General features: G+C 57.0%; 18 protein-coding genes. 11 read left to right on the plus strand and 7 right to left on the minus strand.

The window, feature by feature from the left end:
* Positions 1-173: 173 nt before the first annotated feature.
* From garD to VGC62_RS26615, 7 genes are all read right to left on the minus strand, one after another.
* The gene (garD, locus tag VGC62_RS26585; RefSeq protein WP_331190054.1) at positions 174-1,727 is read right to left on the minus strand and encodes a galactarate dehydratase; all 1,554 of its coding nucleotides are present in this window, start codon (positions 1,725-1,727) and stop codon (positions 174-176) included.
* Between the two features lie 12 nt (positions 1,728-1,739).
* Entirely contained in the window at positions 1,740-3,110 is a 1,371-nt protein-coding gene (locus VGC62_RS26590) for an MFS transporter (RefSeq protein ID WP_331190055.1), read from the minus strand.
* 260 nt (positions 3,111-3,370) lie between these two features.
* Entirely contained in the window at positions 3,371-4,282 is a 912-nt protein-coding gene (gene kdgD / locus VGC62_RS26595) for a 5-dehydro-4-deoxyglucarate dehydratase (RefSeq protein WP_331190056.1), read from the minus strand.
* A gap of 365 nt (positions 4,283-4,647) precedes the next feature.
* A complete protein-coding gene (locus tag VGC62_RS26600; protein WP_331190073.1) occupies positions 4,648-5,397 on the minus strand; it encodes a FadR/GntR family transcriptional regulator in 750 nt (249 codons plus the stop codon).
* Between the two features lie 106 nt (positions 5,398-5,503).
* A complete protein-coding gene (locus tag VGC62_RS26605; RefSeq protein WP_331190057.1) occupies positions 5,504-7,240 on the minus strand; it encodes an ABC transporter ATP-binding protein/permease in 1,737 nt (578 codons plus the stop codon).
* An 88-nt stretch (positions 7,241-7,328) separates the two neighbouring features.
* Positions 7,329-7,889 carry a response regulator transcription factor gene (locus VGC62_RS26610; protein WP_331190058.1) on the minus strand — a complete coding sequence of 187 codons (561 nt, stop codon included), beginning with the start codon at positions 7,887-7,889 and terminating at the stop codon, positions 7,329-7,331.
* Complete coding sequence (locus VGC62_RS26615) at positions 7,886-9,145, minus strand: ATP-binding protein (RefSeq protein ID WP_331190059.1); 1,260 nt, start codon at positions 9,143-9,145, stop codon at positions 7,886-7,888. The genes VGC62_RS26610 and VGC62_RS26615 overlap by 4 nt, the downstream gene beginning before the upstream one ends.
* Positions 9,146-9,362: 217 nt before the next feature.
* On the opposite strand from VGC62_RS26615, the gene VGC62_RS26620 reads away from it, so the two are divergent.
* The 11 genes from VGC62_RS26620 to VGC62_RS26670 form a co-directional block, all read left to right on the plus strand.
* Complete coding sequence (locus tag VGC62_RS26620; protein ID WP_331190060.1) at positions 9,363-10,082, plus strand: SIMPL domain-containing protein; 720 nt, start codon at positions 9,363-9,365, stop codon at positions 10,080-10,082.
* A gap of 306 nt (positions 10,083-10,388) precedes the next feature.
* Positions 10,389-12,494, plus strand: a complete 2,106-nt coding sequence (locus VGC62_RS26625) for an HET-C-related protein (RefSeq protein WP_331190061.1) — start codon at positions 10,389-10,391, stop codon at positions 12,492-12,494.
* Between the two features lie 134 nt (positions 12,495-12,628).
* Positions 12,629-14,227 (plus strand): ABC transporter substrate-binding protein, encoded by a 1,599-nt coding sequence (locus VGC62_RS26630; protein ID WP_331190062.1) that lies wholly within the window; start codon positions 12,629-12,631, stop codon positions 14,225-14,227.
* A gap of 279 nt (positions 14,228-14,506) precedes the next feature.
* Complete coding sequence (locus VGC62_RS26635) at positions 14,507-16,135, plus strand: ABC transporter substrate-binding protein (protein WP_331190063.1); 1,629 nt, start codon at positions 14,507-14,509, stop codon at positions 16,133-16,135.
* A 343-nt stretch (positions 16,136-16,478) separates the two neighbouring features.
* Complete coding sequence (locus VGC62_RS26640; protein WP_331190064.1) at positions 16,479-18,092, plus strand: ABC transporter substrate-binding protein; 1,614 nt, start codon at positions 16,479-16,481, stop codon at positions 18,090-18,092.
* 165 nt (positions 18,093-18,257) lie between these two features.
* Complete coding sequence (locus VGC62_RS26645) at positions 18,258-19,634, plus strand: OprD family porin (RefSeq protein WP_331190065.1); 1,377 nt, start codon at positions 18,258-18,260, stop codon at positions 19,632-19,634.
* A gap of 82 nt (positions 19,635-19,716) precedes the next feature.
* The gene (locus VGC62_RS26650) at positions 19,717-21,324 is read left to right on the plus strand and encodes an ABC transporter substrate-binding protein (RefSeq protein WP_331190066.1); all 1,608 of its coding nucleotides are present in this window, start codon (positions 19,717-19,719) and stop codon (positions 21,322-21,324) included.
* A gap of 74 nt (positions 21,325-21,398) precedes the next feature.
* The gene (locus VGC62_RS26655; RefSeq protein WP_331190067.1) at positions 21,399-22,409 is read left to right on the plus strand and encodes an ABC transporter permease subunit; all 1,011 of its coding nucleotides are present in this window, start codon (positions 21,399-21,401) and stop codon (positions 22,407-22,409) included.
* A 10-nt stretch (positions 22,410-22,419) separates the two neighbouring features.
* Positions 22,420-23,331, plus strand: a complete 912-nt coding sequence (locus VGC62_RS26660; protein WP_331190068.1) for an ABC transporter permease subunit — start codon at positions 22,420-22,422, stop codon at positions 23,329-23,331.
* 9 nt (positions 23,332-23,340) lie between these two features.
* Positions 23,341-24,309, plus strand: a complete 969-nt coding sequence (locus VGC62_RS26665) for an ABC transporter ATP-binding protein (RefSeq protein ID WP_331190069.1) — start codon at positions 23,341-23,343, stop codon at positions 24,307-24,309.
* Positions 24,309-24,878, plus strand: a 570-nt coding sequence (locus VGC62_RS26670) for an ATP-binding cassette domain-containing protein (protein ID WP_331190070.1), incomplete at its 3' end; no start/stop codon positions are given. The genes VGC62_RS26665 and VGC62_RS26670, both read left to right, overlap by 1 nt.

Raw genomic sequence — 24,878 nt, forward strand, 5'->3', positions numbered from 1 at the left:
CGGTCACGCACATAACGCCTTAGTCGGCGAGCGCGTCGCGGCCACCCTGCAAGGCGATAAGGCTTGGTTTAGCACGCAGCCCTCCACCTTCATGCAGTTCGGCGCCAGCAGGGGCGCCGTGCGCACCTCGATTTTGAACGACGCTTGCCCACGAAAGCCCCATCAAGCGCTAATCAGGTAATCGGCGCCGGGTTAAACAACGTGATGTCGTTGTGCAGCCGGTAGTGCTCGGTCCAGGTTTTCTTTTTGCCGCTGGCGACATCCAGATAGAAATGGAACAGCTCCCATCCCAGGTCCTCGATGCTTGCACGCCCCGTTGCGATACGACCGGCGTCAATGTCGATCAGGTCCGGCCAGCGTTGCGCCAGCTCAGTGCGGGTCGACACTTTCACCACCGGCGCCATGGCCAAGCCATACGGCGTACCGCGCCCCGTGGTGAACACATGCAGATTCATCCCGGCAGCCAGTTGCAGCGTACCGCAGACAAAATCACTGGCTGGCGTCGCGCAGAAAATCAGCCCCTTGCGCGTCACACGTTCGCCAGGGCCAAGCACCGCGTTGATAGCACTGTTGCCAGATTTGACGATCGACCCTAGAGACTTCTCGACAATGTTCGACAGCCCGCCCTTTTTGTTGCCCGGCGTGGTATTGGCGCTGCGATCTGCTTCGCCCTTGGCCAGGTAACGGTCGTACCAGTCCATTTCCCGCACCAGTTCTTCAGCGACCTTTTTGGTCTCAGCCCGTGAGGTCAGTAAGTAGATAGCGTCACGCACTTCGGTCACTTCGGAGAACATCACCGTGGCGCCAGCGCGCAACAACAGGTCTGAGGCATAGCCCAGCGCCGGGTTAGCGGTGATGCCGGAGAATGCGTCGCTGCCGCCGCATTGCATCCCCAGAATCAGCTCGGACGCGGGCACGGTTTCACGACGACGTTGATCAAGCCTCTTCAAACGGGTCTCGGCCAACGCCATTATCTGCTCGATCATCTCGTTAAAACCGTGGCTGGAATCCTGCAGCCGGTAAAGCCATGGATCGCTCAGGTCCACCGAGCTGTCGTCTTCGTGCATGACCTGCCCGGCCTGCAATTTCTCGCAGCCCAGGCTGATCACCAGCGCTTCGCCACCCAGGTTTGGGTTGCGCGCCAGGTTACGCACCGTACGAATCGGGATGTACGCGTCTTTTGCAGTGATGGCTACACCGCAGCCGTAGCTATGGGTAATTGCCACCACGTCATCGACGTTCGGGTAGTTGGGCAGCAACTCTTCACGGATGCGCTTGACCGCAAAGTCCAGCACGCCAGTGACGCACTGAACCGTGGTAGTAATACCCAAAATGTTGCGTGTGCCGACGGTGCCGTCCGCATTGCGATAGCCCTCGAAAGTATAACCTTCCAGTGGCGCGCCCTTGACCGGCACATCGGTGGACAGCGGCAAGCTGTCCAGCGGTGGCGCACTTGGCATGCGCAGCTGATCTTCCTTGACCCAACTGCCCTTTGGAATCGGTTGCAGCGCATAACCGATGGTCTGCCCGTAACGAATCACGGGCCCGCCCTCAGCGATGTCCACGGTATTGACCTTGTGGCTCTGCGGCACGTTATCGATGGTCACCAGACCATTATCGAATTGAGTCCCCACCGGAACGCCCTGGTCATTGACCACGACGACAACGTTATCGCGCTCATGCAAGCGGATATAACGCGGCGAGTCGGCATGTTGGATCAAGTTCATCACGGTTTTTCCTCAGAGTTTCGCTTGAGAAAGTTCGGCTTCGCTGGCCGGCAGGGAACCCTGCGTTGGGGTTTCCTTGAGTTCTACACGTTTGATTTCACCCACGATGAATATGTAACTGATCACCGCCACCAGCGCGTTGGCGCCGACGAACACCAGTGCCCATTTGAACGAGCCGGTGGAGCTGATGATGTAGCCAATCACAATCGGCGTGGTGATCGATGCAATGTTGCCGAACATGTTGAACAAACCACCGCTCAGACCTGCGATCTGTTTAGGCGAGGCATCGGACATCACAGCCCAGCCCAACGCGCCCACACCTTTGCCGAAGAACGCCAGGGCCATGAAACCCACGACGACCCATTCGATGTCAACGTAGTTGCAGGTGACGATGGAGGTCGACAACAGCAGACCACCGATGATTGGCGCTTTGCGGGCAAACGTCAGCGAGTGCCCTTTACGCAACAAGTAATCGGAAATGATGCCGCCCAGCACCCCGCCGATGAAGCCGCAGACAGCAGGCAACGAGGCGATGAAGCCGGCCTTGAGAATGGTCATGCCGCGTTCTTGAACCAGATACACGGGAAACCAGGTCAGGAAGAAGTAGGTAATGCCGTTGATGCAGTACTGAGCCAGGTAGATACCCAGCATCATGCGGTTGGTCAACAACTGGCGCACGTAGTCCCATTTCGGGCCGCTCGACGAGCCTTTGCCTTTGTCCTGATCCATATCGACCATGCCGCCGTTATTGGCGATGTAGTCGAATTCTTCCTTGTTGATACGGGGGTGGTTGCGCGGGCTGTGGATAACTTTTAGCCAAATCAGCGAGAACACAATGCCTACGCCGCCCATCACCACGAACACATGCTGCCAGCCGAAGGTGTAGACGATCCAGCCCATGATCGGGGCAAACAGCACGGTAGCGAAATACTGCGCCGAGTTAAAGATGGCTGAAGCCGTCCCGCGCTCGGAGGTCGGGAACCAGGCCGCGACGATACGGGCATTGCCAGGAAAGGAAGGTGCCTCAGCGAGGCCGACCATAAAGCGCAGCGCGAAAAGCAGAAAGATGGCGGTGGAGAGACCGAACTCACCCACATAGCCCTGCAGCACGGTGAACAGCGACCAGACAAAGATACTCAGTGCGTAGACTCTCTTCGAACCGAAGCGATCGAGCAGCCAGCCACCAGGGATCTGCCCGGCGACATAAGCCCAACCAAAAGCGGAGAAGATAAAACCGAGGGTGACGGCGTCGATGCCGAGACTTTTTTGCAGGCTGGAGCCTGCGATTGCGATGGTGGCACGGTCTGCATAGTTGATCGTGGTCACCAGAAACAGCATGAGCAGGATCAAATACCGGACGTGAGTCGGCTTGGTTTTCAGCATGTTCGAAACTCCCACTAATTATTTTTTTGCGCGGGTTAAACGATCTTTTGTTGTGTGTGTGCTGCTCGTCTCTGACACTCAATTCAGCTGCAGTTGAAGCGGGTGTAAGTGTGTTGCGGCGATCCCTCGGGTTTAAAAATCACGCGTATGGCGGCCTTGCCAATGCGAGCCTCTCTATTGCGTTGGAAGCGGTGAAGAACTCAATCCCGACGACAAAAAACCGCTGAGTGTTCAGCGGCTTTCAATGAGTGACGTGTCGGTTATTGCGCGCCCTGCTTGTCCATCAGCGCAGCGAGCATTTCAAACTCTTCTGCGGTCAGGTCGGTCAGCGGCGTACGCACAGGACCTGCGTCGTAGCCAGCGATTTTCGCGCCGGCCTTAACGATGCTGACGGCGTAACCCTGTTTACGGTTACGAATGTCGAGGTACGGCAGGAAGAAATCGTCGATCAGCTTGCCGACAGTTTGGTGATCGTCGCGGGCGATGGCGTGGTAGAAATCCATCGCCATTTTTGGCAGGAAGTTGAACACCGCCGAGGAGTAGACCGGTACACCCAGCGCCTTGTAAGCCGCCGCGTACACCTCGGCAGTTGGTAAACCGCCCAGGTAAGAGAAGCGCTCGCCCAAGCGGCGACGGATCGACACCATCAGTTCGATATCGCCCAGGCCATCTTTGTAGCCGATCAGGTTAGGGCAACGCTCGGCCAGACGCTCCAACAACGTTGGGGTCAGACGGCACACGTTACGGTTGTAAACGACAACCCCGATCTTGACCGATTTGCAGACCGCCTCGACATGAGCGGCAACGCCGTCCTGGCTGGCTTCGGTCAAGTAGTGAGGCAGCAGCAACAGGCCTTTGGCGCCCAAGCGCTCGGCTTCCTGAGCGTATTGAATCGCTTGACGGGTGGCACCACCGACGCCAGCCAGAATGGGGACGCTATTTGCGCAGGTGTCGACGGCAGTCTTGATTACTTCGGAGTATTCGCTGGCCGCCAGGGAGAAGAACTCACCCGTACCGCCCGCCGCGAAAAGAGCCGTTGCACCATAAGGGGCAAGCCACTCGAGACGCTTGATGTAGCCCGCGCGATGAAAATCGCCCTGAGCATTGAAATCGGTAACCGGGAAGGACAACAGACCGGCAGAGAGGATGGACTTCAGTTCTTGTGGATTCATTATTCGAACACCCTGAGGAGCAATTTTGTGAATGGAGCACCAGTCCTGCACTGATGTCGTATGTCATCGTACAACTGTAAATGAGAGGACTCAATAGGAGGTCGACAATTTAATGTTCGGGGGGATGAGTGGCTGTTCGCCCATTGATCGCGGTCTATTGCGTCGATTGCGCTTTTGATTCTGGCGAGAGGATATAGAGGCGTGGCGTGGCTCACGATCTGCCGCGAAGCGTTAGCAATCCTATGAATGAGGCGTGTCTGACACTTCGCCGGGGAATGGTTTCACGGCCGGTTCCCGGCCGATCGCGGGACAAGCCACGCTCCTATGCCTGTGGCAGAAGACGCCCAAATGACGAGAGGATTGATTCAGGCCCGCTGTGATTCAGCCTCTTCATGGGCATGACGCAGGCGTTCGCGGCTGTTGGTCAGGTGCAGACGCATCGCGGCGCGGGCGGCGTCGGAGTCCTGGCGGGCGATGGCGTCGTAGATTTCTTCGTGCTCGCGGCTTAGCCGCCCCATGTAATGCTGATGATCATCGTGGGCCAGGCGCGCCGAATTCAAGCGAGTTCGCGGAATGATGCTGGTGCCCAGGTGATTCATGATGTCGGTGAAGTAACGATTGCCGGTCGACAGTGCAATCGCCATGTGGAACTGAAAGTCCGGCCCGACGGAGTCGCTTGAATGGGATACGCCTTCGTTCAGCGCGTCCAGGGCAGCACGCATGTCGGCCAGTTGTTCAGGGCTACGACGTTGCGCCGCAAGCCCCGCCGATTCGACTTCCAGACTGATGCGCAATTCGAGAATCGCCAACACGTCACGCAGGGTAACGATGGTCGCCGGATCGACGCGAAACCCGCTTGGGCTCGGCGTGTCCAGCACGAACGTACCGATACCGTGACGCGTCTCGACCAACCCCGAGGCCTGCAACCGGGAGATCGCTTCACGCACGACCGTGCGGCTGACGCCCTGCTCTTCCATGATCGCCGATTCAGTTGGCAACTTGTCCCCGCGCTTCAACAGTCCGGTGCGAATGCGTTCGGACAACTCCGTGACCAACTCTTGAGCCAGGCTGCGATGCTTTCGGCGTGCGCGAGGCGGAGCACTCTGATTTTCCATATCCAACAGGCGTCTCTAAATACGGTGATGGGTAATCATAGCTCACCGGGTTGTACGATCACACCCGGTAAGCTTAATGACCGTAGGGCTTTAGGTTGCGCCGATGTCAGACCACAGGTTCGGCAAGCGGCTGCTCGTGCAACTGGCCACCGTCGATACGCAAATGCCGGCTGTGGAAGCGCTTCAAGCTGCTGCGATGGCCAATGCTAAGCAGAGTCAAGCCCGGCAACTCATCAATCAGCGCCTGGTACAACGCGGCCTCGTCTTCCTCGTCCATCGCTGACGTCGCTTCATCCAGATATAACCACTGTGGCGCGTACAACAACGCCCTGGCAAAAGCGACGCGTTGCTGTTCCCCCGGCGAGAGCATGCGCTGCCAGTGGTTGCTTTCGTCCAGGCGCGGGACCAAGTGGCTAAGCCGGCAGGTCTCGAGAATCTCAGCGAAGCGCTCAAACGGGTAAGCCCCTGGCGGTTGTGGATAGCTCAAGGCTTCGCGCAGGGTACCAATTGGCAAATAGGGCTTTTGTGGCAGGAACAATGAACGCTGAGCCGGCAACTTCACCGCTCCATGGCCATCAATCCATAACCCGCCCATCGCCCGCAGCAGTGTACTTTTGCCGCTGCCGGACCGACCGCTGAGCATCACTTTGTCGCCAGCCGCGATATCCAGATTGGCATTGGTCAGTAATTGACGCCCACCGGCCAGCGAAAGCGCCAGGTCTTCGAGATGCAGTGCGTTCTGCTCATGGCTAACATCGATGGCAGGGACCCGCGCTTCGTTCTCGTCCATAGCCTGACGGAAACTCAACAGACGATCACAAGTTGCGCGCCACGATGCCAGCGAGGCATAGGCGTCGATGAACCAACTGAAGTTCTCCTGCACATTGCCAAACGCCGAGTTGATTTGCATCAGCTCGCCCAGTTCGATCTTGCCCGCGAAATAACGCGGCGCTGCGACCACGAACGCAAAGACGATAGCGATCTGTGAATAGCCGGCGGTAAAGAATGTCAGGCGTTTTTGCACCCTCATGATGGTCCAGAAATTACTCCAGACCATACCAAAGCGGCCGCTCAGGCGTTCGTTCTCGTTAGTCTCTCCATCGGACAGGGCAATGCTTTCGGCGTTTTCACGGACACGCACCAGCGAGAAACGCATGTCGGCTTCGTAACGCTGTTGTTGATTGCTGAGGAGGATCAGCCGTTTGCCGATCAAGTGGGTCAGCCAACTGCCGACTGCGGCATACACCAGCGCCGCCCAGAACATGTAGCCGGGAATGGTGATACCGAGCAGTTCGATGCTGCCGGACACGCCCCACAGAATGACCGAGAACGACACCAGGCTGACCACTGTACGTAGCAAGCCAAGACTCAGGCTCAACGTGTCAGTGGTGAAGTTATTGAGATCCTCGGACAAACGTTGGTCCGGGTTATCGGTATAACCGCCCTGCTCCAGTCGGTAGTAATTCTTGTGGGCGAGCCATTTGGTGAAGTGCTGTTCGGTCAACCAGCGCCGCCAGCGGATGGTCAGCATCTGCGTCAGGTACAGACGATAAACGGCGCTGAGAATGGCAATGGCCGCAATCCCACAGAAATACAGGATCAGGTGGGTAAACGCAGCCAGATCCTTGTTCTGCAGCGCATTGTAAAAGTCGCGATACCAGCTGTTGACCAACACCGAAATAAAGACACTGAACAGCGACAGCACAATAACGGCGATCAGCAGGACCCACGCCATGGCTTTTTCTTCGCTGCGCCAGTAAGGCGTGACAAGCTTCCAGACGCGTGAGAAAAACTTCCCTGACACGGTGTCATTGACCGTGGGCTCTACAGCATTCAAATTCATGGTTAAGGCTCAGTGGCAGGTATTTAGTGACGTCGCCTCAATGTGCCAGACGCCACCCACGATCTTCCATGAATAAATGTTTAAGTCCTCAGCGACGCACAGGACGCTTTTGCAGTTTGCGTTGCAGGGTCCGGCGGTGCATGCCCAGCGCCCGGGCAGTCGCCGAGATATTGCCTTCGTGCTCAGTCAGCACGCGCTGGATGTGTTCCCACTGCAAGCGGTCCACCGACATCGGGTTTTCCGGCACCAGGGTATCGAGATCGGCATGCTCGGACAGCAACGCAGCCAATACGTCATCAGCATCGGCCGGCTTGCACAAATAATTGCAGGCACCGCGTTTGATGGCTTCCACCGCCGTGGCGATGCTCGAATAACCGGTCAGTATCAGGACACGCATTTCCGGGTCCAGTTCCAGCAGTTTGGGCAACAACACCAGACCAGAGTCGCCTTCCATTTTCAGGTCGACGGTCGCGTAGTCCGGGATATCCGCCTGGGCCAGGGCCAGCCCTTCTTCGGCAGAACCTGCCGTACTCACGCGAAACCCGCGCCGGGCCATCGCACGAGCCATCACGCGAGTGAACGTGGCGTCATCGTCGACCAGCAACAAATGCGGCAGTTCTTCGCCTTCAACCTGGGTTTCGTCAGTCATGCTTCATCTCCTCGTGTGTCACGTGGCAGGCGCAGCTCGGTGAGCGTGCCGCCTTCCTCGTGAGGATAGAGTTTCACCGAGCCGCCCGCGCGGGTCACGCTGGCTTTGCTCAAGAACAGGCCCAGGCCGAAACCTTTGCCCTTCGTTGTAAAAAAAGGTTTGCCGATTTGCTCGGCAATGGCCAGCGGCACGCCGGGGCCGTGATCGCGAATACTGATACAGATTTCCAGTTCGTCCCAATCAAGGTTCACTTCCAGGTCTTCAGCGCAGGCGTCGGCGGCGTTGTTCAGCAAGTTCAGCAGGGCCTGGGTCAGATCAGGCGGCGGTGCGATCACGGGGGTGTCACCCTGCCCCAACCACAGAAAGCGATAGCTGGCTTCAGGGCGCATCAGGTGCCAGCGATTGAGCGCCTGATCGAGCCAATGGCTGACGGTTTGTTCTTGCACTGCCAGAAGCCGATTGGCTTCGGCCGCACGCACCAGTTGTTGCAAGGTTTCCTTACACAACTTGACCTGATCTTGCAGGATCGACAGGTCTTCCTGAAGCACCGGATCGTGATGGTCCTGGCGCATCTCCTTGAGCAAAACGCTCATGGTCGCCAAGGGCGTGCCCAGCTCGTGCGCGGCGCCAGCGGCTTCGGTTGCGACGGCAAGCAGTTGCTGATCGCGAGCGCCCTCTTCCCGGCGTAACGCACGCATTTGCTCCTGCCGACGCAACTCTTCAGCCATGCGAGCGGCGAAGAAGGTAATGACACCCGCCGCCAACGCGAAGCTCAGCCACATGCCGTAAATCTGCATTTCCTCGCGGGACACGGCGGACGCTTCCAGCGGATAAAACTTCGTCAGCATCAAGGTGTACAGCGCCAGCGCGATACCGGAAAGGATCAGCGAATAGCGCCACGGCAAAGTCACCGCCGCGATGGTCAGCGGCACCAGGTAATAGGAAACGAAGGGGTTGGTCGAACCACCGGAAAAGAACAGCAACGCGCTGTGGATAAACAGGTCGAACGCCAGCTGAACGGCGTATTCCAACTCGGTAACCGGCCACGACGTGCGCAAACGCAGGGCCGTCAGCATGCAGACGATCGCCGAAAAGCCGAGGGTGATATCCAGCTGCAACCACGGCAGCGGCAGCAAACTGAACAAATAGGCGGCCCCCACCGATCCGGCTTGGGCGGCCAACACAAGAACACGAACGACGGTCAGTCGCCAGAGATTCTGGCGAGTGGCTGAAAGCATTTGGACGGGGGCGAGCATGAGCTCTCCTGATGAGCGCTCCAGGCGAATCGACGGGAGTATAACCAATGATGATGGAAATACAGCTTATAGAGCATCAAAGCGCCACATCCATAGACAGCAAAGCCCTGCCGCACAGGAGAGGCTTCCCCAACCGGAACAAGATTGGGCAATGACAGTCTGATAGGCATCCGTGCGCCGATGCCCATCGCGCTGATTCATTAAACAAGGAGTTTTTATGTTCATCCGTTACCCTTTTGTCACGCTCGTAACGATTGGCACTGCCGCGCTCGCCAGCCTTCCAGCCCTCGCCGATGACGTTCATTACAATCAGGTTTCCGTACGCGCCGAGGTCAATCAGGAAGTCCAGCGTGACCTGATGATGGTCACGCTCTATAGCGAGTCGCAGAACACCGACCCCGCCAAGCTCGCCGCCGAGATCACCGAAAACCTGAACAAAGCCTTGGGCCAGGCGCGCCAGGTCAAGGCGATCACGATTCGCCAAGGCAACCGCAACAGTTACCCGATCTACGACGACAAAGGCCAGAAAATCACCGGCTGGCGTGAGCGCGCCGAACTGCGACTGGAAAGCGCCGACTTTGCCGCGCTGTCCAAACTCACCGGAGAGTTGCTGGGCAGTGAAATGAAAATGGGCGGCATGGACTTCTCCATTTCCAAACCTGCGCGCAAGGCTAGCGAAGACACTCTGCTCAAGGACGCCGTCAGCGCGTTCAAGGCCCGCGCCCAGTTGGTCACCGACGCCTTGGGGGGCAGCGGTTACAAGCTAGTGAATCTGAACCTCAACACCGCCGGCTACCCGCAACCGTATATGCGTGCGCCCGTCATGATGATGAAGGCCGCACGCGCCGATGCCGCAGCGCCCACACCGGAAGTCGAAGCCGGGACAGCTGAAGTCAGTGTCACGGCCGATGGCGTGATTGAAGTCGCCATTCCTTGACGTACAAGGCGGCAGCTAACACCTGCCGCCATTTCGCTCTTTGTTTCATGCCTTTGCCCGCAATCCCATATCACATTTCCCTTACATTTGTTCCTACCTCCTACACACTCAAGTACCCGTCCTGATATCCACCCGCCACGCAATCCATAAACTGGACGTCGCAATATACATTCTCACTTTAGCGCGATGAGCCGTCTGTCCTAATCCATAGGGCCAGCCACGCGCACTTTCATGGAATCAAGGAAGAATCCGATCATGCCATTCCAGGCCACAGCAATAAGACACACTCATTTCACGAACGAGCAGTTGCACAGCACGTTTGCATTGGATGTATTGACCCAGATCGCACGCAGACTGACGCCCGACAAATTTACCGCGACCCTGTCACAGATTTTCGGACGTGACCTCCCCCCCCACACACTACTGGCACTGCGCGAAGACCTACTGTGCGGAGAAGTGAAAAACCCGCCACTCATTCTCACCGATGATCTGGGGTATACAGCGGACTACGACAATCGTGAGCGCATCATTAGGCTCGACCGTGGATTTTTTCAGCGTATCGAAAAGGGGGTGGATGCATCCTGGCTGCTGGACGCTCTGCTACACGAGTTCGGTCATCACATCGACAACATCCTGCGCCATGACCTCAGCGACCCCAACAGCAGGCAGCGGCTGGCTGCCGACGCCATTGGTGAGGAGGGTGAGCGTTTTTCATACCAAATGGCGCAGCTAGGTGAGTTCGAAACTGACCAGGTAACCATCGCTAGCAGCACGAACGACTACTCGCATCAGAAACAAGAAACCCAGGTTAAGTGGAAACAAGCAGCCAGTGAAATCCTGGCGCGCTACAAGCACAGCCAGGGCAATTTCGACTCCGGGCACCGTAATCCGGATCGCGAAGCGTTTGAAGCAGGTCATGGCGACGACCGCAAGAAAACCCACCTGCAGATAGAAGCCATTCTGAGTACTCTGGGCTTTAGTGAGGACGAAACCGAATGGGTTTATTTCGGCAACTGGCTGCGCGATTACTCGCAACTGCTTGATCCCAAGATCGTTCGCGCCACGACTATGCCCAAACACTTCCCGGACGTTCTGTCCCGCGAAGCCCTCACTAAAATCGTTGACGTACTGGCTGTAAAGCAATTCAGGTGGAGGCGGTCCTTCCCTCAGGTTTTCACAGTGACGCCGCAGCTTCTCGGGGTCTACCGCCCCAGCGAACATATCGATAACCCCAAAGTGACTGACCCCAAAACCGAGGACCCGACCACACGGGATCCAGACTTTGAGCCACTGGTGCTGGATGGGGACGCACTGCTGGAAATCGACTACCAAACCTCGATGAAACGCTACATAGCGCGTTCGGTTGCATTCATGAAGGCCGAACTTGAAATCGCCATGAGAGAAAAACGCACCGCCGAAGGCCTGCGCGCTTTTGGCTCGGCCCTGCATGTGCTCGAAGATTTTTTCGCTCACTCCAACTTCGTGGAGCTGGCCCTGATCAAGAACGGTCACTCAAACGTGGTGCCATGGACCTCCCCCGCAGACTGCAAGGCTGGACTACCGCTGGTCACCGGCATGTTCGGCCCCACAGACGTACTTGCCAGCCTGGCCGGGCCGCTGGGCGACGTTCTGTTTTCCACCGAAGATGTCACCTATAAACCCACAAAAGCCGGTGATCGCAGCCCTCGGGAGCAAGTGCTGCAGATCCTGCTTGAAGAGCATCACAACCCGAGCTACCTGCAAACCTTCAACAGTTACCTGGTAACACGCGACGCTTGGGCTGACCTGCCCTTCGTGGAGTTTCTGCAGAGAAGTGCGCACTATCTACAGGGGCTGTCCGCCGTGGCTGGCAACGGCGTGGGCATCATCATGAAAGACATGCTCAAGCACCTCGGCGAGAACGTAGACGACTGGCAAACACGCTACGGGCAAGACCCCCACCTCAACGGCTCGACCGATCCAACGCACTCACAACTGGCGAAGGATCACGCCGAACACCCTCTGCATTTACTGGCTGCATCGCTGGCCACTCAGGCAGTCAAAGAGGTTGCCCTGGCAATGGTTGCCCACTGGAATGGCGACCCAGGTGCGGACCCTGTTGCCGTCGCTACTTCATACTTCAAGCACCCTCAAGACAGCGATTGGCAAGATACCGAAGTGATTGACTGGGCTCAGACCACCCCCGATGAACTGCGTCGCAGCGAATCCAAAACCGAACTCGCCGATATCAGTCGAGCGCTTTCCGACTCGGGGGCCAAAGCAGTGGAACAAATGAGAAAAGATGGCAAAGCGTACCTGATGTTTCTTCGCGGCGAATTCCTGGACAAAAACTCACCTTGGTGGTTTCTGCAAAGCCTGACGCCTACAGGGCGCCTCTCAAAAGAAGTACTTAAGTTCCTGGGACTCATCTGACTGAATCGCAAGAGGCCCTCGCAGGGCGCCTGTGTAGGAAATCTCAGCAGTACGGAAATCTCAGCGGTCTATCATCTGTCGATGATCAGGGCGGCGAGATTGCCGCACGCCAATGAGACAACTGCGAGGTTTTCATGGGAAAGACGTTTAAACCCCTGCTACTCACTGTAGCGGTGCTGGCCTGTACACCCATGGTCCATGCTGCCAGCACCCTGGTGTATTGCTCTGAAGCGAGCCCCGCCGGTTTCGATCCGAGCCAATACACCAGCGGTACTGATTTCGATGCCTCCGCTGAGACCGTGTTCAACCGACTGACCCAGTTCAAACGCGGCGGCACTGAAGTTGAACCTGGGCTCGCCACGCACTGGGAGGTCTCCAGCGATGGCCTCACTTACACGTTCCAACTGCGTCCTGGCGTGAAATTCCATACCACCGATTACTTCACGACGACTCGCGATTTCAATGCAGATGACGTGTTGTTCACCTTCAACCGTTTGCTCAACGCCGACGACCCGTTTCGCAAGGCCTACCCTTCCGAATCGCCCTATTTCACTGATATGGGGATGAACACCACGATCAAAAGCGTTGAGAAAGTCGACGAGCAGACGGTGAAGTTTCAGCTCAACAATATCGACGCGGCGTTCATTCAGAACCTGGCGATGAGTTTTGCGTCCATCCAGTCGGCCGAATACGGCGCGCAGTTGCTCAAACAAGGCAAAGCGGCGGATATCAACCAAAAACCCATCGGCACTGGGCCGTTCGTCTTCAAGCGTTATCAAAAGGATTCGCAAATTCGCTACACCGGCAACACGGCGTACTGGAAACCCGAGGACGTCAAGCTGGATAACCTGATCTTCTCGATCAACACCGACCCCGCCGTGCGCTTGCAGAAGCTCAAGACCAATGAATGCCAGGTCAGCGGCTATCCGCGCCCGCAGGACATCGAACAAGCACAGAAAGACCCGAATCTTAAAGTGCTAAGCCAAGCCGGATTCAACCTGGGCTTTCTGGCGTACAACGTGACTCATCCACCACTTGACCAGCTCAAGGTGCGTCAGGCGCTGGACATGGCCATCGACAAGCCGGCCATCATCAAGGCGGTTTATCAGAGCGCGGGCCAATTGGCGCAGAACGCGCTGCCACCGGACCAATGGAGTTACGATCCCACTATCAAAGACGCGCCCCATGACCTAGAAAAAGCCAGGCAGTTACTGAAAGAGGCAGGGGTCGCGCCGGGCACTCAGATCAACTTATGGGCAATGACCGTACAACGTGCGTCCAACCCTAATGCACGAATGTCGGCGCAGATGATTCAGGCGGACTGGGCGAAGATCGGTATCAAGGCCAACATCGTCAGTTATGAATGGGGCGAATACATCAAGCGTGCCAAAGCTGGCGAACATGACGCCATGATCTATGGCTGGACGGGCGACAACGGCGACCCGGACAACTGGCTCGGCGTGCTTTACAGCTGCGCGGCGGTCAACGGCAGCAACTACGCCAAATGGTGCAATACCGGCTACGACAAGCTGGTCACGCAGGCAAAACTGACCAGTAATCGTGATGAGCGAATCAAGCTGTATCAGCAGGCCCAGAACATTTTGAAGAACGATGTGCCGATCACACCGATTGCCAATTCGAAGGTCTTCCAGCCAATGCGCAAGGAAGTCCAGGACTTCAAACTCAGCCCGTTCGGCCTGACGCCATTCTATGGGGTCAGTCTGAGCAAATAGCTGAACCGTTTTTTTCAGCGGTAACAACTGCGTCCAACCGGGTGCATTTGCCACGTTTAGCGCGCCTGCGTGGTGCGCGAAAGACGCTGAAATACAACGCGCAAACGTTCAACTGTGTCAAAAATTATACTTTTGCGACATTCGTGTACGCTCGTGCCACTCTTTGCCCCTTCATTGGCGTCAGCGCCTTGCTTTGGGTATGACGCCTGCATAAGTATCCGCAGGAATGACCCACAAGGTCGTTCCCTCTAGTAAAAAATGACAACAACTGAGGCCACCATGCTCAAACACGCGGTCATTCCGTTTCTACTCAGCGCAGGTTTGATTGCCAGCGCTCCCTTCGCCCAGGCAGCATCGAATCTGGTGTTCTGTTCCGAAGGCAGCCCAGCCGGCTTCGATCCAGGTCAATACACCACCGGTACCGATTTTGATGCGTCCGCAGAAACCATTTTCAACCGTCTGAGCCAATTCGAACGTGGCGGCACCGCTGTCATCCCAGGCCTGGCAACCAGCTGGGACGTAACCCCTGATGGCCTGACATACACCTTCCACCTGCGCGATGGCGTCAAGTTCCACACCACGCCGTACTTCAAGCCGACGCGTACCTTCAATGCCGATGACGTGCTGTTCACGTTCAACCGCATGATCAACAAGGACGATCCGTTTCGTAAGGCGTACCCAACCGAATTCCCGTATTTCACCGACATGGCGATGGACACCAACATCACCAAGGTCGAGAAGATCGACGAACACACCGTCAAGATGACCCTGGCCACTGTTGACGCTGCGTTCATCCAAAACCTGGCGATGAGCTTCGCGTCCATTCAATCCGCTGAATACGCCGCCCAGTTGTTGAAAGAAGGCAAACCCGCTGACATCAACCAGAAACCGATTGGCACCGGCCCGTTCGTATTCAAGAGCTACCAGAAAGACTCCAATATCCGTTTCACCGGAAACAAGGATTACTGGAAGCCTGAAGACGTCAAAATCGACAACCTGATTTTTGCCATCACCACCGACGCCTCGGTACGCGCACAGAAGCTGAAAAAAGGCGAATGCCAGATCACCGCTTACCCACGCCCTGCCGACCTTGCCCCCCTGAAGGCCGACCCAGCACTGAAGATGCCTGACCAGGCTGGCTTCAACCTGGGTTATATCGCCTACAACACGCTGGACAAGATCAAGGGTGACGACAAGCCGAACCCGATGGCGCAACTGAAAGTGCGTCAGGCACTGGACATGGCCGTCAACAAACAGAACATCATCGATGCGGTGTACCAGGGCGCGGGCCAACTGGCCGTCAACGCCATGCCGCCGACTCAATGGTCCTACGACACCACCATCAAAGATGCGCCTTACGACATTGCCAAGGCCAAACAACTGCTCAAACAAGCGGGCGTCAAGGAAGGCACTGAAATCACCCTGTGGGCGATGCCGGTACAACGTCCTTACAACCCCAACGCCAAGCTGATGGCAGAGATGCTGCAATCGGACTGGAAGCAGATTGGTATCAACGCCAAGATCGTTTCCTACGAATGGGGCGAGTACATCAAGCGCGCCAAAGCGGGTGAAAACGGCGCGATGCTGATTGGCTGGAGCGGCGACAACGGTGATCCGGACAACTGGCTCGGCACCCTGTTTGGCTGCGATGCAGTCAACGGCAACAACTTCTCCAAATGGTGCGACAAGCCCTTCGACACACTGATCCACCAAGCCAAGGAAACCACCGATCAGGCCAAGCGCATCGAACTGTACAAACAGGCGCAGCACCTGCTCAAAGACGCAGTACCTATGACCCCAATCGCGCACTCGACGGTTTATCAACCCATGCGTAAAGAGGTTCAGGACTTCAAGATCAGCCCATTCGGTCTGAACTCGTTCTACGGCGTCAGCGTCAGCGGCAAGTAATTATCCAGCTATCGACTCTGCAATCGCGTCGCCCTAGGGCGGCGCGATTGTTGGGTCATGCCTGAAACTGATTCGTCGAAAAGGTCCATATCGTTAGTTCACGCGAGCGAACCAGTTATTGCCTACTAATAATATGTACTTTTCCTACATACATTGATGGCACCTTAACTCTTTACTGCTTAGCGCGACGGACATACCTTCGTCACTGCCTGTATTGTTTTTTTGCTTTTTATTTGAACGGTCGGGTAATTCCTCAGCGCCGGGATCCATTTGCGTAAACAGTTGCGCAAATTAAGTTTCCGAGTGCTCAGGCGCTTTCACGCGCCAAACGATAAGGATTGTCATGCGTAACCTATTTTCTACGTCTTCATTATTAACGGTTGGTTTAGGCGCTGGGCTATTAGCCACCACTCTTTCGGCTCAAGCGGCCACCAAAAGCCTGGTGTTTTGCTCCGAAGCCAGCCCAGCGGGCTTTGATATCTCGCAATATACGTCGGGCACCGACAATGACGCCTCTGAGCCCATTTACAACCGCCTGACCGAGTTTGAACAGGGAGGCACCGGCGTCGTTCCTGCACTGGCAACACGCTGGGATATCTCACCCGATGGCCTGATGTATACCTTCCACCTGCGTGAAGGGGTGAAATTCCACAGCAACAAGACCTTCACGCCAACCCGTGATTTCAATGCGGACGATGTGTTGCTCACCTTCAACCGCATGTTGCACAAGGACCATCCGCTGCGCGTCGCTTATCCGACGGAATCCCCCTACTTTACCGGCATGGGTATGGACAAGGACCTCAAGTCTGTGGAAAAGACAGACCCCTTGACCGTGGTATTTACCCTCAATGAAGTTGACGCGGCGTTCATTCAGAATATCGCGATGAACTTCGCGTCAATATTATCGGCAGAATATGCTGAAAAACTGATGGCATCGGGCGATATCCGAGATATCAATCAACAACCGATTGGTACTGGCCCCTTTATATTTCAGCGCTATCAGAAAGACTCGCAAATCCGTTATATCGCCAATAAACAGTTCTGGGACCCGAGCCGGGTGAAGGTGGACCAATTGATTTTTGCCATCAATACCGACGCGTCGGTACGGGTGCAGAAACTCAAGAAGAACGAGTGCCAGGTCACCCTTAATCCGCGTCCCGCTGACCTTGAATCGCTCAAATCAGACAAACAACTCAACGTGATCGAAGAACCAGGTTTCAATCTGGGCTACATCGCCTACAACGTACGCCACGCACCACTGGACAATCTGCAGGTACGCCAGGCGCTGGACATGGCGATCAACAAGCCGCAAATCATCAAAGCGGTGTATCAGGGAGCGGGCCAACTGGCGGTGAATGCCATGCCGCCAACCCAATGGTCTTACGACGAAACCATCAAGGATGCGCCCTACGATCCGGACAAAGCGCGAGCGCTGTTGCGTGCTGCGGGGGTCAAGGAAGGGACCGAAATAAATCTCTGGGCGATGCCGGTGCAGCGTCCGTATAACCCGAACGCCAAGCTGATGGCGCAGATGCTGCAGTCGGACTGGGCAAAAGTAGGCATCAAGGTCAACATTGTCAGCTACGAATGGGGCGAATACATCAAACGCACCAAGAACGGCGAGCACGATATCTCTCTGATCGGCTGGACCGGGGACAACGGCGACCCGGACAATTGGCTCGGCACGCTGTACAGCTGTGCGGCGATCGGCGGCAATAACTACTCGATGTGGTGCGACGACAAATACGACAAATTGGTGAAGGCCGCGGTCGCAACCTCGGACAAGAACCAGCGCATCGATCTGTACAAGCAAGCACAGCACTATCTCAAAGAACAGGTGCCGATCACCCCGATTGCCCACTCCACCGTCAATCAGCCATTGCGAGCTGAAGTCCAGGGGTTTCAGGTCAGTCCGTTCGGTCGCAACAATTTCTCCGGCGTCGACATCAGCAAATAACTCACCAATGTAAGGCGGGGGCCAATCCCATGCCTTAGCGCAGCCGTTCCTGAAATCTGCCTTTTTGTCCAAAGACTGATCAAAACGGCGCGAAACCGAGCACCACCAAAGCCGGCCCAGCCATAAAGCCGGCCTTTACAAAAGTAATGAAAGGGAGCTTCAAACGTGAAAAAGACCAGTACCGCTGTATTCGCTCTGTCGTTGATCGCATTGAGCGACACGGCCCAGGCAAAGCCAACCAGTCAGGATTTCGTTCCGACCCAACTTGCGTCGAGTAACGCTCAAAGCGAGGCCAAGGGCTTCGTCGAAGAATCAACACTGACAGGTTCTACCCGTAACTGGTATGCCAATGAGCTGAAGCGTCGCGGCGATCACTTCAGTTATCAGAAACAAGGCGTTGCGACCGATACTTCGCGTCGCATCAACTGGGTGCAGGGCACCATCATTGATTACAGTTCTGGCTTTACGCAGGGCACTGTGGGTTTCGCCACCGAGGTTGCTTTGTATAACGCAGTGGCTTTGGACCGGGATCGCAAGGACATCGCCGGCGGATCTAATCGTACGTTGACCGAGAACGACGGCGATGCAGTCGGTCAATGGAGCAAGCTAGGCTTGGGCAACATCAAGGCGCGGGTTTCCAACACCACTCTGACCCTGGGCCGCCAGTCGGTGAACACGCCAGTGATTGCCTACGTCGGTAACCGTGCGCTGCCATCAAGCTTCGAAGGTGTGGGCCTGCTTAGCGAAGAGTTCAACAACCTGTCGTTCCAGGCGGGCAGCTTCGATCGCGTATCGCCACGCACCGAACAAAGCCTGACCAAGTTCACCAGCGAGTACAGCGCCAACGGCGCCAAGGCTGATCGCGTCGACATGGCAGGCTTGGACTACAAGCCATTCAAGAGCCTGACCACCAGCCTCTACGCATCCAACGTAGAAGACTTCTGGCACCAGTACTACCTCGGCGTGCTGCATGAAATGGGCGACACCAACGTACTTGGTCTGAGCACCAACCTGAATTACTACAAAACCAAAGATTCCGGCACCCGGAAAATGGGCGAGATCGACAACGATACCTACAGCTTGTCATTGACCGCGACCCACAACGCACACAGCTTCAGCATTGCCTACCAGGAAGTCAAAGGCGACACCTACTTCGACTACGTGCATGACACCAACGCCATCTTCCTGGCCAACTCCTTGCTTTCCGACTTCAACGGACCGAACGAAAAATCGGTGCAGTTGAGCTACTTGCTGAGCATGGCTGAATACGGCGTGCCAGGGCTGAAGTTCAACATCTACCAGGCGCGCGGCTTCGACATCGACGGTACGCATTACAAAGGTACGGCATACGACGTATCGAAGATGAACGGCGAAACACACTATGAATACGGCGTAGGCACCTCGTATACCCTGCAATCGGGGCCGTTAAAGGCCTCGACCATGCGTGCGACCTACACCACACACCGGGCCAGTGCCAACCAGGCTGACGGCAACATCAATGAGCTACGTGTCGTGACCACGATCCCATTCAACATCCTGTAATCCAAACCATCGGACGGCGAGTCAGGTCAATGGGCTCACCGTCCGATCACTTAATGGCTTCACACTTGCAGAGGGCGTTTACTTGAAATCGAAACTTAAGCTCGCAACGTTGCGCAACGCAGTCGCGCTGGCATTGTTCAGTGTTGCCATCGGCGTTTCTGCCAAACCTCTGGTGGTCTGCACCGAAGCCAGCCCCGAAGGATTCGACACGGCGCTGTACAGCACCGCCGTCACCGCCGATGCTGCGGCCGAAACCGTCTTCAACCGTCTGCTGGACTTCAAGCCCGGCACCACCGAAGTGGTCCCTGCGCTGGCTGACACCTGGGAAATCAGCGACGACGGCCTGACGTACACCTTTCACCTGCGTAAGGGCGTCAAGTTCCACACCACCGACTACTTCACGCCAACGCGCAACATGAACGCCGACGACGTGCTTTGGAGCTTCCAGCGTCAACTGGACCCAAAACACCCGTGGCACGAACAATCGACCGTGGGCTTTCCCTATTTTGAAAGCATGGGTTTCAAAGAACTGCTGAAAAGCGTCGAAAAAACCGATGACAGCACGGTCAAATTCACCCTGACACGTCGCGAAGCGCCGTTTCTGGCTGATCTGGCCATGGCCTTCGCCTCGATCTATTCCGCCGAATACGCCGACCAGTTGCTCAAAGCTGGCAAGACCGGAGATCTGAACAACCACCCGATTGGCACCGGCCCGTTCATTTTCCAGCGGTATCAAAAAGATGCTCAAGTCCGCTTCAAGGCCAACCCGGAATACTTTCGCGGCAAGCCACCGGCTGACATGCTGATCCTGGCTATTTCCACCGACAGCAACGTGCGCCTGCAAAAGCTCAAGGCCAACGAATGCCAGATCGCCCTGTACCCCAAGCCCGACGATATTCCAAGCATCAGGAAAGACCCGAATCTGCAGCTCGCGGAAATGGAATCCATGACCACGGCGTACATCGCCATGAACACCACCCACAAGTACATGAGCGATGTGCGGGTGCGCAAAGCAATCGACATCGCCTTCGATAAAGAGGCTTACGTCAACGCACTGTTTGGCAAGGGCAATGCACTGGTCGCGGTCAACCCATACCCGCCCACCTTGCTGGGCTACAACACCAAACTGAAGAACCCGGCCCATGACCTCGATCAGGCCCGCGCCTTGCTCAAGGAAGCTGGCGTGCCTGAAGGCACCGTCTTCACCCTGTTCACCCGTAACGGCGGAGGCCAGACCAACCCCAATCCAATGCTTGGCTCACAGATGATGCAAGCGGATCTGGCCAAGGTTGGGATCAAGGTCGACATTCGCGTCATGGAATGGGGGGAAATGCTCAAACGGGCGAAAAACGGTGAGCACGACATGGTCTCGGCCGGCTGGGCAGGTGACAATGGCGACCCGGATAATTTCCTGACCCCTACACTCAGTTGCGAGGCCGCCCAAAACGGCGAAAACTACGCCCGCTGGTGCAATCCCAGGTTCCAGGCGCTGATTGATCAGGCTCGGGAAAAAACCGAACCCACCGAACGCGCAGCACTCTATGAGCAGGCCCAGGACGTGTTCAATCAGGACCTGCCTTGGATCAGCATGGCTCACACCAAGATATTTACCGCAATGCGCAAGAACGTAGAGGGCTATCACATTAGCCCTCTTACCACTAATAACTTCGCTACCACCCAAGTGAAGTAGAAGAAGAATCTGGCGGGCTCATAACCTGGGACCCGCCAGCACACGCCTAACCGGCTGATGAGGTACACCACAAGATGTTTAGTTTTATCGCCCGCCGAGTGGGGTTACTCATACCCACCTTCTTCGGCATCACCTTGCTGACGTTCGCCCTGATTCGTCTGATCCCTGGCGACCCGGTCGAAGTCATGATGGGTGAGCGCCGAGTCGATCCGCAAATGCACGCCGAGGCCATGGAACGCCTTGGCCTGAACAAACCCCTTTACGCGCAATACATCGACTACGTCGGCAAGCTCGCCCACGGCGACCTCGGCGAATCGCTGCGCACGCGTGAGAGCGTGTGGACCGAGTTCACAGCGCTGTTCCCGGCCACACTGGAGCTGTCGATCGCAGCGTTGATATTCGCGGGCATCCTGGGGCTTCTGGCCGGGGTGATCGCGGCCCTCAAACGAGGGTCCCTGTTCGACCATGGCGTCATGGGTATCTCGCTGGCGGGATACTCAATGCCGATCTTCTGGTGGGGCTTGATTCTGATCATGTTCTTCTCAGTGTCGCTGGGCTGGACGCCGGTTTCCGGGCGGATCGACCTGCTGTATGACATCCCGCCAAAAACCGGTTTCATGCTGATCGACACGTTGCTCAGTGATGAAGAAGGCTCGTTCCTGGACGCCTTGCATCACCTGATTTTGCCGGCCATCGTGCTGGGTACCATCCCACTGGCGGTGATCGCCCGGATGACTCGCTCCTCGATGCTCGAAGTATTGCGCGAAGACTACGTGCGTACCGCGCGTGCCAAAGGCCTGTCGCCAGCCCGCGTGGTGTTCGTTCACGGCCTGCGCAACGCGCTGATCCCGGTGCTGACCGTGTTCGGCTTGCAAGTCGGCACGCTGCTGGCGGGCGCGGTATTGACCGAAACGATCTTCTCTTGGCCGGGCATCGGCAAATGGCTGATCGAGGCCATCGGTGCGCGTGACTACCCTGTGGTACAGAACGGGATTTTGCTGATCGCCTGTCTGGTGATTCTGGTCAACTTCCTGGTGGACATCCTTTACGGATTTGCCAACCCACGCATTCGTCACCAGCGCTGAGATCACTTCTATGAGCACACCTACTCCCGTGGTAGCAGTCGATCAAAGCCTGCTCTACCCGTCCCCGTACAAAGAATTCTGGCAAGCATTTGCCAAGAACAAAGGTGCTGTCGCCGGCTTGGCGTTCATGCTGCTGATCATTTTCTGCGCGCTGTTCGCGCCTTGGGTCGCACCGCATGACCCAAGCGAGCAATACCGCGACTTCCTGCTAACCCCGCCAGTCTGGCTTGAAGGCGGCCAATGGCAGTTTCTGCTCGGCACCGACGAACTGGGCCGTGACCTGCTGTCGCGCCTGATTCAGGGCTCGCGCCTGTCGCTGCTGATCGGTTTGTCGTCGGTGGTGATGTCGCTGATACCGGGCGTCTTCATGGGTCTGATCGCAGGCTTCTTCCCGCGTATTCTCGGCCCGACCATCATGCGTCTAATGGACATCATGCTGGCCCTGCCTTCGCTGCTGTTGGCTGTTGCCATCGTCGCGATCCTCGGCCCTGGCCTGATCAACACCGTGATCGCCATCGCCATCGTGTCGCTGCCATCCTACGTGCGTCTGACCCGGGCTGCCGTCATGGGCGAGCTGAACCGTGACTACGTGACCGCCGCGCGCCTGGCCGGCGCCACCCTGCCGCGCCTGATGTTCATCACTGTGTTGCCCAACTGCATGGCACCGTTGATCGTTCAGGCCACCTTGAGTTTCTCCTCGGCAATCCTCGACGCTGCGGCGTTGGGCTTTTTGGGTCTGGGCGTTCAACCGCCAACGCCTGAGTGGGGCACGATGCTCGCGTCGGCCCGCGACTATATCGAACGCGCCTGGTGGGTGGTGAGCCTGCCTGGTCTGACCATTTTGCTCAGCGTGCTGGCAATCAACCTGATGGGCGACGGTCTGCGCGATGCGCTGGACCCGAAACTCAAGAACGCCGCCTGAGGACGTCCAATGTCTCTTCTAGAAATCAAAAACCTCAACGTGCGCTTCGGCGACGCCAAGGCCACACCGGTTGTCGACGGCCTGGACCTGAGCGTCGACAAAGGCGAAGTCCTGGCCATCGTCGGCGAGTCGGGCTCGGGTAAATCCGTGACCATGATGGCGCTGATGGGGCTGATCGATCCCCCAGGCATCGTGACCGCCGACTCCCTCAGTTTCGACGGCAAGGACATGCTCAAGCTCAATGCGCGCCAGCGCCGTCAGATCGTCGGCAAGGATCTGGCGATGGTCTTTCAAGACCCCATGACTGCGCTGAACCCCAGCTACACCGTGGGCTTCCAGATCGAAGAAGTGCTGCGTCAACACCTGAACATGTCGGGCAAAGCGGCACGCAAACGCGCGCTGGAGTTGCTGGAAAAGGTAGAAATCCCGGGCGCCGCGCAGCGCCTCAACGCTTACCCGCACCAACTGTCGGGCGGCATGAGCCAACGTGTGGCGATTGCCATGGCGATTGCCGGCGAGCCAAAACTGTTGATCGCCGACGAACCCACCACAGCGCTCGACGTGACGATTCAGGCGCAGATCATGGACTTGCTGCTGACATTGCAACAAGAACAGAACATGGGCCTGGTGCTGATCACTCACGACCTGGCAGTCGTGGCTGAAACCGCCCAGCGCGTCTGCGTGATGTACGCCGGGCAAGCGGTGGAAGTCGGTCAGGTCCCTGGCTTGTTCGACGTCCCCGCGCACCCTTACAGCGAAGCCCTGCTGGCCGCCATTCCGGAGCACAGCATGGGCGCCGCGCGTCTGGCCACACTGCCGGGCATCGTACCCGGCCGCTATGACCGTCCGGTCGGTTGCCTGCTTTCACCACGCTGCCCATACGTTCAGGACAAATGCCGCCAACAGCGCCCAGCTCTGGACCCTAAAGCCCACAGCCTTGCACGCTGCTTCTATCCGCTGAACCAGGAGGTGGCGTAATGAGCGTCGTTCTTACCGCCCGCGACCTTACCCGTCACTATGAAGTCTCCCAGGGCCTGTTCAAGCCGCACGCTGTAGTGCGCGCGCTCAACGGCGTGTCGTTCGAGCTGGAGGCGGGCAAAACCCTGGCCGTAGTGGGCGAATCCGGCTGTGGCAAGTCCACCCTGGCGCGCGCCCTGACGCTGATTGAAGAGCCGTCGTCCGGCTCGCTGAAAATCGCCGGGCAAGAAGTCGCCGGCGCGACCAAGGAGCAACGCAAACAGCTGCGCAAAGACGTGCAGATGGTGTTCCAAAGCCCCTATGCGTCGCTCAATCCTCGGCAGAAAATCGGTGATCAACTGGGCGAGCCGCTGCTGATCAACACCAAGCTGTCAGCGGCAGAACGGCGCGAGAAGGTGCAGGCGATGATGAAACAGGTCGGCCTGCGCCCTGAGCATTATCAGCGCTATCCGCACATGTTCTCCGGTGGTCAGCGTCAACGTATCGCGCTGGCTCGGGCGATGATGCTGCACCCCAAAGTGCTGGTGGCGGACGAACCGACCTCGGCGCTGGACGTGTCGATTCAAGCA

This window comes from Pseudomonas sp. (assembly GCF_036404235.1).
GTDB lineage: Bacteria > Pseudomonadota > Gammaproteobacteria > Pseudomonadales > Pseudomonadaceae > Aquipseudomonas.

Bases quoted from the DNA above. Each gene is read 5' to 3' on its own strand.
- garD (WP_331190054.1), bottom strand. From the start codon at position 1,727: ATGAACTTGATCCAACATGCCGACTCGCCGCGTTATATCCGCTTGCAT.
- VGC62_RS26590 (WP_331190055.1), bottom strand. From the start codon at position 3,110: ATGCTGAAAACCAAGCCGACTCACGTCCGGTATTTGATCCTGCTCATG.
- kdgD (WP_331190056.1), bottom strand. From the start codon at position 4,282: ATGAATCCACAAGAACTGAAGTCCATCCTCTCTGCCGGTCTGTTGTCC.
- VGC62_RS26600 (WP_331190073.1), bottom strand. From the start codon at position 5,397: ATGGAAAATCAGAGTGCTCCGCCTCGCGCACGCCGAAAGCATCGCAGC.
- VGC62_RS26605 (WP_331190057.1), bottom strand. From the start codon at position 7,240: ATGAATTTGAATGCTGTAGAGCCCACGGTCAATGACACCGTGTCAGGG.
- VGC62_RS26610 (WP_331190058.1), bottom strand. From the start codon at position 7,889: ATGACTGACGAAACCCAGGTTGAAGGCGAAGAACTGCCGCATTTGTTG.
- VGC62_RS26615 (WP_331190059.1), bottom strand. From the start codon at position 9,145: ATGCTCGCCCCCGTCCAAATGCTTTCAGCCACTCGCCAGAATCTCTGG.
- VGC62_RS26620 (WP_331190060.1), top strand. From the start codon at position 9,363: ATGTTCATCCGTTACCCTTTTGTCACGCTCGTAACGATTGGCACTGCC.
- VGC62_RS26630 (WP_331190062.1), top strand. From the start codon at position 12,629: ATGGGAAAGACGTTTAAACCCCTGCTACTCACTGTAGCGGTGCTGGCC.
- VGC62_RS26635 (WP_331190063.1), top strand. From the start codon at position 14,507: ATGCTCAAACACGCGGTCATTCCGTTTCTACTCAGCGCAGGTTTGATT.
- VGC62_RS26640 (WP_331190064.1), top strand. From the start codon at position 16,479: ATGCGTAACCTATTTTCTACGTCTTCATTATTAACGGTTGGTTTAGGC.
- VGC62_RS26655 (WP_331190067.1), top strand. From the start codon at position 21,399: ATGTTTAGTTTTATCGCCCGCCGAGTGGGGTTACTCATACCCACCTTC.
- VGC62_RS26660 (WP_331190068.1), top strand. From the start codon at position 22,420: ATGAGCACACCTACTCCCGTGGTAGCAGTCGATCAAAGCCTGCTCTAC.
- VGC62_RS26665 (WP_331190069.1), top strand. From the start codon at position 23,341: ATGTCTCTTCTAGAAATCAAAAACCTCAACGTGCGCTTCGGCGACGCC.